This is a genomic window from Paenibacillus sp. FSL R10-2788, from assembly GCF_038003885.1.
GTDB lineage: Bacteria > Bacillota > Bacilli > Paenibacillales > Paenibacillaceae > Paenibacillus_AQ > Paenibacillus_AQ odorifer.
The window spans coordinates 3,295,111-3,309,146 of record NZ_JBBOQA010000001.1 but is presented as its reverse complement, the minus strand read 5'-3'; the positions used below and the strand labels follow the sequence as shown (position 1 = coordinate 3,309,146).

Below are 14,036 nucleotides of genomic sequence, written 5' to 3'. Positions count from 1 at the left end.
AGAGTTGAATGCTTTTGTCCGTTGCACCTACCTAAATCACCCAGTCTTGATCAAGCATAGAGCTTTTCGGACTCAGAAGACGCTATTTGCTTGTTTGTAGGCTTTTGAGTTAGATTAAGGACTCCAGTGCAACTATTCCTTAAAAAGAGAGTCATTTTGGGTGTTTTTCATAGTAATAACTGCGATGGGGTCCGTTAAAATTCCAATTGTAAGCTAAATCTGCTCTTAAGGTCAGCTGAGTCCGATAGCAAATACGTGTGCGCAAAATGTTACCTATCAAGCCAACTTGCCATTTGGATCAGCCCTATAGGAATTACTTAAATTACTTAAATTACTTATGAGCTAGCTCCATTTTTGCATTTGAGTCAATCGAGCATAGTTAGCATAAAGCTAATTAGAATCAGGCAGCGATCTCCGATAATCAAGGATCGCTGCCTGATATTTTGGGTCACTGGCGGTTTGCCTGAGCAATTAAGACTGTAACGTCTGATATCCCCACTCCGTATATTTGTAGCGCAAGATTTTCACGCAATTTAATGAAATAACTGCATTTTATACACTTAATCCATATTGCTAGGGAATAACTTCGACTTTAACTGCATTCTATACAATTAAAATCAAGAGAAATCACCTAATAGGCTTAAATTCATGAGAATAGATGTATGAAATACAGCTATTTTTAATGCGCAACTGCTTTGAACGATTATAGCTGTACAAAATACAGTTAAACACATTGCTGCTTCCCATTTCCTTCATCCGCCTCCATACTGGCACACAGAGGGTTGCATCATTGCTCGATTTACTTTTTGGAGCACGGTACCGAAAGATCACCATTCAAGAAACAGGCGTAATCGTTGGTGGTTTCGGTGCTCTTTCCCAAGCACGGGTTACCTGCAATGTTGCTGCATAGGTGATTAACGAAACGAGCAACGCTCCGAACAGTTCAATGATCTGCCCCAGGTCCAATCGTTCCAGAATTCCGTGAGCCGCCAGCCCGCTAAGCGCCATGACAATTCCTCCTGCTCCCACCTTAAATACAATACGAAAGTCAAAATAAAATCCGATCGTTCCTGCCACAGATAAAAAATTCAACAGTGTCAGCAGCAAGAGTCCCAGTCCGAATCCCATGGCCACCCCTTCGATTCCAATATTAGAACCAAGAACAAAGATCGCAATCACTTCGAAAATATTCGTAAGAATATGGTTCCACATAACGGTTGATGCTTTCCCCAAACCAAGCAAAATTGCTTGCAGTGGCGCTCCAAAATAATAAAGAAAAAATAAGGGTGCAATTAACCTTAGCAGCTCGCCCGCTTCTGGCGAATGGTAGATCATAGTCGTTAAGGGTACAGCCCATAGGTACAGGATGATTGTACATGGAAAACCTACTATAAGCGCGGATCGCATAGCCATATCCATCCGACTATGCATAAGCTTGCTATTGTTGCTCACACTTGCTTCGCTGATCGCCGGAATTAATGCAGTCGACAACGATTGTGTGAAGAAGCTGGGGAGAAACAACATGGGAAGAGCATAACCCGCCAGAAGTCCGAATTGCTTGGTTGCCATCTCAACACCTACACCAAACAGTACTAGACTTTTCGTAATCAGCAGTGGTAAAAAGGCATGATAGAGAGAATGAATAAAACCGCTGCCTGTCATCGGTAAGCCGATGCGCAGCAAATCTCTTAACGTACTGTCTCCTTTAAGTGAAATTCTTGACGTATGTGGTGGAGAGGTTTTGATCTTACCTCGATTTGCCCATTTGAAGACAGCGAACAAATAGAGCAAACCAAAACCTTCTCCAACAACGGAGGCAGCCATCGCGCCAGCAGCCGCATAGGCAATACCGTAGGGCAGCAAAACGTTGACAACACCGATAATGACAATGATTTGCGCCAGATTCTCAATAATATCGGAAAAGGCAAGTGGGTTCATGTTCTGTTTTCCACGAAAATAACCTTTCAGTACAGCAGACATCGCAATAATTGGAATGATCGGCGTAATAGCAACCATAGCATAATACGCCCGCTGATCGGCCAAAAAAATCGATGCGATCCATTTGGAGCCAAATAGAGCCACTAAAGTTAATATAATACTCAACGTACCCGTAATGCTTAAGGATACAGTGAGAATACGCTTTACTCGCGCTTCATCCTGCTTAACCTCAGCTTCCGATACAAGCTTTGAAATCGCAACAGGAAGCCCCAGCTCTGTCAGCGTAATAAATAAGGGAAGCAGTGGATGAGCAATCATAAGCAGCCCTACTCCCTCTGCTCCCAAAAAACGTGCCAGCAAGACTCCGTTCAAAAAACCAAGCCCTTTTGTGAAAAATGACGACACGGTTAATATGAACGTGCCACGAATAAAACTTTGTTTACGCATCCCCATTTATACGCATCTCCACCTATGGTTTGTCCTGTCCTTCTTTCTAACTTATTCGAACAAACACAAGTACATGCAGACAAGTATTTGTAAAGTATTTAATCAGCAATAAGCCGCCACATCTTAGTTGGTATACCAGGCAATTTCCCTCACTTTCATTATCTTCTGTAGCAAAAACATTTTTCATAGACCAGAGATACTCCTCTGTATCGCTCATTAGTACTGTTTTTGTATAAATTTCATCCTCCGCAATAAAAGATATATTAAGAAATAAATAGATAATTTACCAATGGCATGTTATCATTTTGAATGCGATTTCAATAGCTTTGTTATAACGGTTTTTTTACTCTTCTTCGTGAATGTCTTTTTGCAAAATCTTTGATATGATAAAAAAGAATAGAAAAGGCTTTACGGAAATCATTCACATCGATAATAACCACTTCTAAATTTTTCAAAGATAAAGGAGAACTTCATTCATGAGTCAGAAAACAAGATTAAATAATGACTGGTTATTCAGCAAACAGCCGCTTAAGTCTACTTTAGAATCGGTGATAGCAGCTGATTCGGAGTGGATCGACGTAACCTTACCCCATGACTGGCTAATTTTTGATACACATAATCTATATGAAAGCGGAGAAGGCTGGTACCGTAAAAGCATAGTTATAGATGAGCACGTGCCAAATAGCCGTGTGTCGCTTCGTTTTGAAGGCGTATACATGGACTCCACTCTCTATGTGAACGGCCATATCGCAGGTGTCTGGAAAAATGGATACTCTACTTTTGAATTAGATATCACGCCATACATTATTGAAGGTATCAACGAAATCTATGTTCAAGTGGTTCATGAGTCTCCTAACTCACGCTGGTATTCCGGTGCGGGCATCTATCGGAGTGTATGGCTGAAGACGTATCCAGGGACACATATTGTGCCTGATGGTATTTATATCTCTACTCGCAAAAAAGAGGATGCCTGGAATGTTGAGGTAGATACCGAAGTATTGTGCAATGATCTATTGCAAAGCGCAAAGCACTACATAATTCGTCACAGTATACTAGATGCTTCAGGAACTTGTATCTCTCATGTAGAAAATGAAATTCCAGTACAAGTCGGGTCTGCTGTATCCAGCTCTGCCCTCTTATCCATCAATAATCCAATGCTCTGGGATATTAACCAGCCTTACTGTTATAACCTAAAAACGGAGCTGTTAGAGAACGAACAAGTGATCGAGGAAGAAGTCCAAACCTTCGGATTCCGTACGATGGAGTTTGACAGCCAACAAGGTTTCTTTTTGAATGGCCGAAAGGTGAAGATTCATGGCGTATGCCAACATCATGATTTGGGATGTTTGGGGGCTGCGGTGAATAAGGTTGCTCTAAAAAGACAGATTATCCTCCTGCAGGAGATGGGCGTAAACGCTATTCGTACGGCCCACAATATGCCAGCCGTTGAATTGATGGAACTAGCCGATGAGATGGGCGTGCTCATAGTTTCCGAAGCATTCGATATGTGGGAACGCAGTAAAACTCCTTTTGACTACGCCAGATTTTATCCGGATTGGTGGAAACAAGATATTGCCAGCTGGGTACGCCGGGATAGAAATCGCCCCTCCATGCTCATGTGGAGTATCGGAAATGAAATATACGACACCCATGCCGATGAACGCGGCCAAGAGTTAACCATAGAATTACGTGATCTGGTGCAGGTTCATGACCCTAAAGGAAATGCAGTGGTTACTATCGGTTCCAACTATATGCCTTGGGAGAATGCACAGAAATGCGCAGATCTAGTGAAGTTCGCAGGGTATAACTATGCCGAAAAATACTATGATCAGCATCATGAGGAACATCCAGACTGGATTATTTATGGCAGTGAAACATCGTCTACTGTACAGAGCAGAGGCATCTATCACTTCCCTTTTGCTCAGTCTGTATTGTCTGACGATGATGAACAATGCTCAGCTTTAGGAAATAGCTCCACTAGCTGGGGTGCCAAGAACACAGAAGCTTGCATCATTGCAGATCGTGATGCGACCTACTCACCGGGACAATTTATTTGGACTGGATTTGACTATATCGGGGAGCCGACCCCGTACTTCACTAAAAACTCGTATTTCGGTCAACTGGATACCGCGGGATTCAAAAAGGATTCCTATTATATTTATCAAGCAGAATGGACGGATTACAAGGTCGCCCCGATGATTCATATTTTTCCATACTGGGATTTCTCTGAAGGGCAGCTTATTGATGTGCGAGTATGCTCCAACGCACCACAAATCGAATTGTTCTTTAATGATCAATCCATGGGCACTTTTAACATTGACCATAAACATGGTAATAAGCTGCTTGGGGAATGGCAGCTCCCATTTAGCGAAGGTACTCTACGAGCAGTCGCTTATGATGAACACGGAGTACAGATCGCTGAAGATACGGTAACTTCTTTCGGAGATTCAACTACTGTGGTCATGAAGCCTGATAAAACTCAGATCACTGCTGACGGATCGGACTTGGTATTTGTTGAGATCTCGACCCTCGATCAAGAAGGACGTCCCGTGGAGAACGCCAATAATCGTATCCAAATCTCTGTAGAAGGACCGGGGCGTCTTGTTGGTTTGGATAATGGTGACAGCACTGACTACGATTCATATAAAGGAACAAGTCGCCGGATGTTCAGTGGAAAATTGCTTGCAGTCATTGCCTCTTCATTGGAGCCAGGTAAAATCGTTGTACGTGCATCTTCCCAAGGCTTACAGTCCGCTGAGCTTACACTGACTGCCGAAGCACGAGAGCTAGATCATTCTAAGGACGAAGAGCTTGTACTTTATCAGCATTCGTCACAATCACTATCGGATGTGAGCGAGTTATCCCAAGACTATTTATCAGATGAAATTCCCGTTCGCAAGCTGGAAATCATATGCCCACAAGGAAATCAACTAACGAAGGACACCCGAGCACTTCCGGTTCGTGTGCAAATTCATCCAGAGAACGCAACCTATCAGGAAATTGAATGGCGAGTTACGAATGCTGCCGGCATTGACGCCAATATAGCCGTTCTTGAGGCAAATGGGCATGAAGCAGTAATATCGGCTTTGGGAGACGGAGACGTATATGTACGGTGTGCAACGAAAAACGGTGCAGATCAAGTGCGCCTGTACTCGCTTATGGAATTCCATATTCGAGATATGGGAGCTGCCTTTTTGAATCCTTATGAGTTTGTTTCCGCTGGTTATCATAGCAATACGAGCCGGAACTTAACAAATGGGAATGAACGCGGAGTGGCTACTGCAAGAGAAGGAGAAAGCTGGATCTGTTTCGACAACATCGATTTCGGTGATTATGGAGCTACTGAACTTACCCTTCCTATCTTCACGCTAGATAACGATAAATATACGATTGATATATGGAAAGGTACTCCGGATGCTCCAAACGCAGCTCTGCTGACACAGGTAACCTATCAAAAACCTTCTATATGGAATGTATATCAAGAGGAAACCTACTCATTACCTGAGCGAATAAAAGGTGTCACCACCCTTTGTTTTGTTCTTCATAAAAAGATTCATCTCAAGGGCTTTCAGTTTAACAAACCTTTAAAAGCGTACGAACAACTTAACGTTCTGGAATACAATCAGATTTATGGAGATTCCTTTACACTGGCAGATGGACAAATCAAAAATATTGGTAACAACGTCTCTCTCATCTTTAAAGATATGGACTTCGGTGATACTGGAAGCACTAAACTAACCTTATGCGGGCATTCGCCTATCGATAAAAATACTCTGCATATTCTATTTAGCGGACCAGAGGGTGAAAAGAGACAGCTTGTGGAGTTTACACAGTCAAGTGATTATTGCGAAAGAGAATTTGTGTTGGAGCGCGTAACCGGTCCACAAACCGTCACCTTTATATTTCTACCGGGGAGCCAGTTTGACTTTAAGTGGTTCCAGTTCCAAGCAGAATAAGGTAGTTTCAACTTTAAACTAATCGCTTACCAAAAGAAAACCCTGAGCATTAGCACAGGGTTTTTCCTTTAACTTATATTTAGAGCTACTTAGTCAACTTTATTAAATTCGATCCAGTCGATCTGTAAACCTGGTTTAATGAATTCCAGTTTCATTTCATAAAGACCTGCTTCGAGTTCTACTTTCACAAGCTTTTGTCTAATCCATTGACCTTCTGTCCCGTTGGTTTGAATGGTTGTCATCAATTGATCATTCAAATTAACATTGCATGCACTCTGAGCCAGCTCAGGCTCTGTTGACATGATATGCACGAGGATCCGATATTGACCAGCTTGGCCAACTTCAAAGAAAGTCGATCCTTCAACGGCTGGCTTAACCTGTGGATTTTGAGATAAAGATTGTACTTGTTCTGCAGTAAGTGAAGGATTGGCCTTAAAGGACTCAACCGTTTCAATAATTTGCTGTTTTCTCGAGAATACTGGAGCATGCATGATGAACTCACAAATATTCATTGCAGAACGTTGCAGCTCTCCTCTAGTCAAAGATCCATTTTCCAAGGATTCAATGGTGTTGTCATTCCATCCATTAATTTCGGCGCCATAGTTAGCTACAACCATGTACAGATCATTTTGTGCACGGACCATCCAATTTGTAAATTTCCGGTCTGCAGCTCCACCATTAACGACATCATTCATGATGGCCCACCAGTCTGTCATGACAATACCTTTGAAGCCCCATTCTCCGCGGAGAATTGTAGTGTTCAAATCGTAATTTGAAGCGGCCCAATGTCCATTAACAGGGTTATAAGAGGTCATAATTGAATTTGCCCCACCCTGCTTCACAGCAATTTCGAAACCTTTCAAATAAATCTCGCGAAGCGCACGTTCCGACACAACAGCGTCAACCTTACTGCGATGTTTCTCCTGATTATTGCAGGCAAAATGCTTCAGTGTGGCATTAGAGCCACCTTTCATAATCCCACGTGTACATGCAGCGGCAAACACCCCAGAGATCAAAGGATCTTCAGAAAAATATTCAAAGTTGCGGCCATTAAGCGGGCTGCGACGAATATTCAGACCTGGTCCAAGCAAGGTGTCTATGTTGTTTCTTACCAACTCTTGTCCTTCTAACACATACAGCTCTTCGACTAATTCGGCATTCCAAGTAGCTGCAAGAAGCGTTCCGATCGCAACCTGAGTCGCTTTTGCTCCACTATCCATACGAATTCCTGAAGGACCATCTGCCGTACATGCAACAGGGATTCCTAAGTTATATAGACTATCACTTACTCCTCCAAATGCAGAAGCTGTACCCGGTGTAACTAAAGGACTGCTCATGCCTTCACCCCGGACAATGGCAGCCAAGTCATCGTCACTAAGCTGGGCAATAAAAGCTTCCATACTAACTTTTTGTTCAAATACATCTCTTAATTTATGCCCTTGATTGCCTGTCTGGGAGATCGTTGTTGGTAGATTGCTCTCGATCCGTTCTGCTAACGAAATCTTGCGTGTTGGAACCTCTACATACAGAAGTTCATACGAACCGTCTGCATTTTGAACGCCAGGTTGCATTCTTGTAAAGCTTTGCGTTGGTGCAAGAGCTTCTTGTAACTGTTCCACAACTTGAAGAGTTTCCACGACATAGCCGCTATTCCCTTCAACCTTGACTTCCTCCACTTTTTTAACACTCGTTCCCGCAAACACGCGGTACGTGCCTTCTTCTAGCACATAAGCAGAAGCATGCCCTGTCACACCAGCGTCATCATAGGAAGCCATAGAATGAACAGGAAAACTCACAGTAAGACGTTGAGCTTCGCCTGGCTGAAGGACTTTTGTTTTTGCGAATGCTGCCAAAGCTTTAGCAGGCTGTCCCAATTTTCCTTGTGGAGCTTCATAATAGACCTGAACGACCTCTTTTCCAGCAAAGGTAGTTCCTATATTGGTTACGGTTACGCCGACTTCAACATTTAGTTCGCCAGCTTTGTTAATAAGTTTTGCTTCTTCTGGCTCGAGCTTAAACTTGGTATACGATATTCCATAACCAAACTCATATTGAACCTTTTCTGGGCAAAATGTCTCGAAATAACGATAACCAACATAGATATCTTCCTGATAAAGGTTTGTAAATTCATTACCGTAGTTGTGTGTTGACGGGTAATCGTTGATGGAATATGCGATCGTGTCTGTTAATTTACCGCTTGGAGTTACTTCTCCAGCCAGCACGTCCGCAATTGCATTACCACCTTCCATTCCCCCCTGCCAAGAGTAGATGACAGACGAAATCGGATTTTTATAGCTTTCATCGTTCAGCCAGCTCATATCAATAATATTAGAGACGTTCAGTACAACAATCGTTTGCTCAAAATATGTAGTTACCTGCTTCAGCATCGCTTTTTCATCAGCTGTTAGTTGGTAGCTTCCTGAACCATCGACATTATCCTGATCTTCTCCTGCTGTACGTCCGATTACAATGATTGCTTTGTTCGATTTACTTCTAGCCTCAGCTACCAATTCGTCGGATAAAAGCATTTCCTTCTGGTTCCATGGCTCTGCAGCCCAAACGCCGCCACCATTATCAAATGGATTTTGCTCAATCCACTTCTCATATACTGCTGCCAAATCTTCGTTGATCGTAAGGTTCTTTTTACTGCGAAGACCGCCCAGCAGGTTGGTCGTATAAGTAACATGAACACTACCGCCCGAACCAGTACCACTGCGATAATAATTCACTTGAGTTCTGCCAAAAACAGCAATATTATCACTTTCAGCAAGCGGAAGCACCTGTTGATCATTCTTCAACAGTACTGCACCTTCTGCTGCTACCGTCCGGCTAAATTCTGCAAAACCTTCTAATGGAATTCCCACACTCTGTGTACTCAACTTGTTTCCTCCTGTTGTTCAATTCTATAGGTTGTTTCTTTAGGCATCAATTACATATCATAAAGTTTAACTATACCATTATAGTACATTGGATAACTGTAATATATATAATAATTATCTTTATTAATATAATAATATTGGTCTGTTAGAGTTGGAAATTTTCAATCGATGTTAAAAATATCAGCTAAGTTCAATGATCTTCGTGGCAACATTATGGCAAAATTCGCGATCATGCTCCACAAAAACGAGTGTTGGTGTATATTCAAGCAATAGCTCCTCAATTTGCATACGTGAAATAACATCAATAAAATTAAGCGGTTCATCCCAAATATACAAATGAGCTTTTTCACTAAGACTTTTGGCGATCAGGACTTTTTTCTTTTGGCCGCCACTGTAAGTGGATATATCCTTATCAAATTGAATTCTGGAGAAATCAAGCTTTCGCAGAATAGATTTAAAAAGACTTTCATCTATCCCATTCTCTCTAGCATAATCTGTTAAATCGCCCCGTAGATCTGAAGTGTCTTGTGATACGTAGGAAATGATAAGCTGGCTATCCTTAGTGAAGGTGCCGGTATAATCTATATCCTCACCGCAGATCAATTTGATGATACTTGATTTTCCGGAACCATTTTTACCCGAGAGTGCAATTCTCTCCCCCTGCTCAATGGTAAAGCTTACTTCTGAACATACCCTTTTCTCTCCGTAAAAAACCGAAACATTATCCAGCTCCGCAAGATGACGTTTATGATAAGCAAGCTGCGTAATCTCTAAGTTCTCAGAATTTTCGATGTTTTTAAGAAGCTTAGACTTTTCGTTGATAGCAGATTGCTGTCTTTGTTCGATGGCTTTAGAGCGTTTCATCATTTTAGCTGCCTTGTGCCCAACATAACCTTTATCTAACTTAGATCCAGAATTTCTAGTTCCATTTTTAGTTTTTTCCACCTCATGTGACCAGTTACCTGTTCGTTTAGATGATGCTGACAAGCGTTTGATATCTCTTCTAAGTTTTTCGTCTTCCGCTATCTCAAAGTTATCCTGTCTGACTTTATTCTCCCACCAGCTAGAAAAATTGCCCTTTTGAATCTCTATATTGGTTTTGTTGATTGATAAAATGTGGTCCACACAATTATCAAGAAAGGATCTGTCGTGAGAAACCAGAATATATCCACTTTTCGTATTGAGGTAATCACTGACAAGCTTTCTTGCTGTCATATCTAGATGATTTGTAGGTTCATCAATCAACAGGAAGCTATTTTCCTTTATGAATAATGTGGCTAACAGCACTTTCGTCTGCTCTCCGTTAGACAATGAATCAAAGGGACGATATAACACATCCTCAGAAACCTTTAGCAAAGAAAGCTCACGCATTAACTTCCAATGAATATAATCCGGAAAAATCTCGCTGATCACATCTATGGTGTTAAGCTCCTTGTTATTCACCTGAAAAGGGAAATATTCAAAGCTGACATGAGCAGAAATATTACCGCTGTATTCATGCTTTCCAAGCAATAAGCTAAGAAATGTAGTCTTTCCTCGACCATTTCTCCCTGTGAAACCTAATTTCCAATCGGTATCGATTTGAAAGTTTACGTTCTCAAATATGTTATCGTAGCTGCCTTCATAGGCAAAGGTTAGATTTGTGACATTTATTAATGACATAAAATAATCCTCCTGTATTTTAAAAAATAAAAGCCACAAGAAAGTTACTTTCTTGTGACTCAAATAAATACAGCAAATCCAGCCCCAAATGGAGTTAGATATGGATATATTTTCGAGTGAAAAGAAGTAGTAACTTTCTTGCATACAAAGAATAAAACAAACGAAATAAACCATTGTTGTTGTTTTATTCATCATAGGACGCAAGAATAATTACTACACTATACTTTTCAACTCCGATCATTAATTTGTAATTATGTTATCATGCATACTTATTATTTTCAACTTCCTACCCATAATTCGTTAAAAAAGTTCAAATTCTTCTTCTGTAAGATCCATATTTACACTCATAGCTGTCCGACTCCCGTCAGCCGCGGCAAACACTAACTGAGAAGGCATAAAATAAGAAACATCTCCAGCCGAATATAATCCTGGAATCGAGGTTCTCCCCGCACCATCTGTGCTAAACCCACCAGAATCATTCCGCTCTACAGCCAAATGATCTACGATTGATGCCGTTTGGATCAAATTCGGAGCAATAAACCCTCCCGTTCTTATGATCTCAGTACCATCCGCAAAACGAACCGCCTGAAGTTGCCCGTCATGACCCATAAAAGAGGAAACTAATGATTCTTTGACTACAACCCCCTTGGCCTCAAGACTTTTTTTCTGTTCATCTGAAAGGAATGTCTTGCCGTTCGTGCAGATAACCAAATCTTTACTCCAATTGAGCAGCATCTTTGCCATATGAAAAATATGTGGATTTTCGCAAACAACGACAAGGGGTTGATCTCGTAATTCCCAGCCGTCACAATACGGGCAATTAAACAGACTTTTTCCGTATAATGGACGTAGGCCCTCTATCTCAGGAAGGACCTCCTTTAACCCAGTCGCCAAAATCAATCTGCGAGCTTCAATGTGACGACCAAACGAATCAAGTACTGCAAATCCAGAATCATTTTTGTTAATCGAAATAATCTCAGTCTGGATATGCTCAACTGACGGATAACGTAGTACCTCCTCATACGCAATACGACGAAACTCGGCTGGTGTAACCCCGTCTCTTGTAATAAAACCATGTGACGCATGGGTAACAGCATTTCTTGGCTGATTATTATCAATTAAAGCTACTTTTCGTCTTGCCCTACCAAGAACAAGGGCTGCGTTCAAGCCTGCGGGTCCACCACCAACAATAATGCAATCGTAAATCACATGAATCATCTCCTATATGCAGATATTAAAGACTCTTTTTGTCTATTATTAAATCAAAAAAATATCTGTTATATCATAGACTTAATGAATCTATAATATCTCCAAATTAACTAAAGTGTCAACCCAAACTTTCCGATCCTCCGTGAGTTTTATTTAGTGTAATACTAGAAAAAAGTAAATAAGCCCATTACCGTATGTTTGGAGGTAACTTAATACTCCAATATATCAGGTAAGAGCTTTATGTTGAACTTACTTGGCAGTGCAGGGCTTCCTCACTTATCAACCTTCACCGTTTGCTAATTCTAATTCGTCAGCCGAGGGTCCGTATAGACCAGGTACCGGCACGTCAAGCAGCCGCAGATAGACTCCAAGCTGTGCCCGATGGTGAACCATATGATTCAATCCGATGGTACGAAGCGCAGCAGCCCGGGTCTGACAACGGATGATCTGCTCCCCGTTCCGCAAGGTCCACTCGGCGCCGAGCATCTCCACATTGCTTGCAGTAATTAATTCCTCAATCTCACGAGCTTTCAGGTCGAACTCTTGTAGAACCGCATCGGGACTCTCCAGTGCTTCTCGTCGGTATGCCACGGATGCCAAATCAAACTCCGAGTAAAGAAGAATTGCGGATTGCCAGCTCAGAAGGTTAACGAGATGTGTGGCCAGCCCACCCAGGCTCATTGACTTAGAGTGTGGTTTCCATGTCATATGCTCCTGAGGCAGCTTCTCCAGTATCCGACGCGTACCAGCCAACTCCTGCAAAACATCCCCAATGATCAGCTCTTTAACCATTCATCTCTCTCCTCTCTTCTGTAAAGCAATTTCTTTTGATCATTCGTGTGATACTTTTGTTCCTTTTCCCAAACAGTTTCTAACTCTCCGCTGGATCGGACCGTGGGGCTCTTATTTCGAAGATTTATGGCATTTCACCAGGTTATCGGACCCAGATGCAGCTATTTCCCTAAAAACACTCCGATTCTGTGCCATTTTAAGCCAATAAGAGCTATGCAGTCCGATAAGCTTGAAAAATGCTGCGAAAATCTAAAATAGCTGCAATAGAGTCCGATACGATGGACATTTGGCGAAAGTCCGACACAGAATACATCAGAAGGAAGATCAGATTGGACTATGAATAACGAATTCGACATCGCTTAAGAAACATCCTCCTGAGCATTCGCTTTCCAAGTCTTCTCTCTACAACTTTTTAGATACTTTCTGCCAATTGCATAGTGGTAACACATGTATTATCACTCTTAAAAGTGGAAAGTTCAGATTTTGCTGCTTTTCCGTCCTGCTCAATGGTTACGTTATATTTTTTGTCCCGGGGTAACCAAAGATCAATAAATCCGTTAGATAGCGATTTCATTTCTTTATCCACAATCACATTGCCTTCGCTGTCTTCGATATATACTTTAAACTCATCATCCGTTAATTCCCCTTGGCAGCCGGTCAAGCTATGTGTAGCGCAAGGATGCGTATTCTCCACATATGGAGCTATAGAAACAAAAAACTCATCTTTAGGCAAGTCGTAAGTTTTCTCTTTATTGTTACTATCGGTTACAATAAGTTGCTCAGAAGTGATAGAAGCGGACAGGTTTTCCATACTGCTTGAACTATATTCTTGCACTAATTGCTTAATGTCGGTTGTATCTTGTGCTGAGGGCGTATCCTTGTCGATACCTCCCAATAACAAATACGCACCTAATGCAACAACCGCCGCTCCAGATACCAGCAAGATATTTCTTTTCATTTGTAATCATCTCCTTCGCTTATTCGCCAGATTATGTACTCTCTCAGAGTATCTTCCATTTCTTTTAGTATAACTAGTTAAACTAAACTAACACAATTATGAACAAGGCAAAATAGTGAAAAGTTATGTATTTGATTCATCCTCTATCAACACAAAAAAGGCCTCCTCACTGGTTTTTCAACCTCGAGGAAGCCT

The 14,036-nt window shown here is 41.6% G+C and carries 7 protein-coding genes; 1 reads left to right on the top strand and 6 read right to left on the bottom strand.

What is annotated here, in order from left to right; genetic code table 11:
- Positions 1–834: 834 nt before the first annotated feature.
- The gene (gene spoVB, locus NSQ50_RS14725; RefSeq protein ID WP_076099270.1) at positions 835–2,391 is read right to left on the bottom strand and encodes a stage V sporulation protein B; all 1,557 of its coding nucleotides are present in this window, start codon (positions 2,389–2,391) and stop codon (positions 835–837) included.
- A 470-nt stretch (positions 2,392–2,861) separates the two neighbouring features.
- Between spoVB and NSQ50_RS14720 the strand changes: the two genes are divergently transcribed.
- Positions 2,862–6,341 carry a glycoside hydrolase family 2 gene (locus NSQ50_RS14720; protein WP_076222538.1) on the top strand — a complete coding sequence of 1,160 codons (3,480 nt, stop codon included), beginning with the start codon at positions 2,862–2,864 and terminating at the stop codon, positions 6,339–6,341.
- An 89-nt stretch (positions 6,342–6,430) separates the two neighbouring features.
- Here NSQ50_RS14720 and NSQ50_RS14715 read toward each other — a convergent pair whose 3' ends face one another.
- The 5 genes from NSQ50_RS14715 to NSQ50_RS14695 form a co-directional block, all read right to left on the bottom strand.
- A complete protein-coding gene (locus NSQ50_RS14715) occupies positions 6,431–9,220 on the bottom strand; it encodes a glycoside hydrolase family 3 C-terminal domain-containing protein (protein WP_326047100.1) in 2,790 nt (929 codons plus the stop codon).
- A 180-nt stretch (positions 9,221–9,400) separates the two neighbouring features.
- Positions 9,401–10,882, bottom strand: coding sequence for an Lsa family ABC-F type ribosomal protection protein (locus NSQ50_RS14710; RefSeq protein WP_076222543.1), 1,482 nt, complete (start codon positions 10,880–10,882; stop codon positions 9,401–9,403).
- A gap of 300 nt (positions 10,883–11,182) precedes the next feature.
- Positions 11,183–12,091 carry an NAD(P)/FAD-dependent oxidoreductase gene (locus NSQ50_RS14705; protein WP_036677918.1) on the bottom strand — a complete coding sequence of 303 codons (909 nt, stop codon included), beginning with the start codon at positions 12,089–12,091 and terminating at the stop codon, positions 11,183–11,185.
- Between the two features lie 279 nt (positions 12,092–12,370).
- Positions 12,371–12,883 carry a DinB family protein gene (locus NSQ50_RS14700; protein ID WP_076222545.1) on the bottom strand — a complete coding sequence of 171 codons (513 nt, stop codon included), beginning with the start codon at positions 12,881–12,883 and terminating at the stop codon, positions 12,371–12,373.
- A 412-nt stretch (positions 12,884–13,295) separates the two neighbouring features.
- The gene (locus NSQ50_RS14695) at positions 13,296–13,841 is read right to left on the bottom strand and encodes a CueP family metal-binding protein (protein WP_036677924.1); all 546 of its coding nucleotides are present in this window, start codon (positions 13,839–13,841) and stop codon (positions 13,296–13,298) included.
- Positions 13,842–14,036 lie beyond the last annotated feature (195 nt).

Bases quoted from the DNA above. Each gene is read 5' to 3' on its own strand.
- spoVB (WP_076099270.1), bottom strand. From the start codon at position 2,391: ATGGGGATGCGTAAACAAAGTTTTATTCGTGGCACGTTCATATTAACC.
- NSQ50_RS14720 (WP_076222538.1), top strand. From the start codon at position 2,862: ATGAGTCAGAAAACAAGATTAAATAATGACTGGTTATTCAGCAAACAG.
- NSQ50_RS14710 (WP_076222543.1), bottom strand. From the start codon at position 10,882: ATGTCATTAATAAATGTCACAAATCTAACCTTTGCCTATGAAGGCAGC.
- NSQ50_RS14700 (WP_076222545.1), bottom strand. From the start codon at position 12,883: ATGGTTAAAGAGCTGATCATTGGGGATGTTTTGCAGGAGTTGGCTGGT.
- NSQ50_RS14695 (WP_036677924.1), bottom strand. From the start codon at position 13,841: ATGAAAAGAAATATCTTGCTGGTATCTGGAGCGGCGGTTGTTGCATTA.